Genomic DNA, 553 nt, shown 5'->3' with positions numbered 1-553 from the left:
CCACGGCGCCGCGGTGGTCGGTGTGGATCGTGGTGAGTTGTTGTCGGGTTTGCGGGCGTTGGTCGGTGGTGTGTCTGGTTTGGGTGTGTCTGGTGTGGGGTCGGGGGGTGTGGCGTTTGTTTTTTCGGGTCAGGGTGCTCAGCGGGTGGGGATGGGGCGTGGGTTGTATGGGGCGTTTCCGGTGTTCGCGGGTGCGTTGGATGAGGTGTGTGGGGTGTTCGATCCGCTTCTGGGGCGGTCGTTGAGGTCGGTGATGTTTGGGGTTGAGGGGTCGGTGGAGGCGGGTTTGTTGGGGGAGACGGGGTTTACTCAGCCTGCTTTGTTTGCGTTTGAGGTGGCGTTGTTTCGGTTGTTGGGGTCGTGGGGTGTGGTTCCTGATGTGGTGGCGGGGCATTCGGTGGGTGAGTTGGTGGCGGCTCATGTGTCGGGTGTGTTGCGTCTTTCGGATGCGGTGGGGTTGGTTGTCGCGCGTGCGGGGTTGATGCAGGGGTTGCCGCGTGGTGGGGCGATGGTGGCGGTGGGTGCGGCGGAGTCGGTGGTGGCCGCGCAACTG

At 64.2% G+C, this 553-nt stretch carries 1 protein-coding gene; it reads left to right on the top strand.

Features of this window, described 5'->3' with window-relative positions:
- A partial coding sequence (locus IF11_RS37465) for an acyltransferase domain-containing protein (protein ID WP_037729490.1) occupies positions 1–553 on the top strand: 553 nt, incomplete at both ends.

Source organism: Streptomyces scopuliridis RB72 (assembly GCF_000718095.1).
Taxonomy (GTDB): domain Bacteria; phylum Actinomycetota; class Actinomycetes; order Streptomycetales; family Streptomycetaceae; genus Streptomyces; species Streptomyces scopuliridis.
The sequence above is the reverse complement of the archived record's forward strand: the minus strand, read 5'-3'. Positions and strand labels throughout refer to the sequence as shown.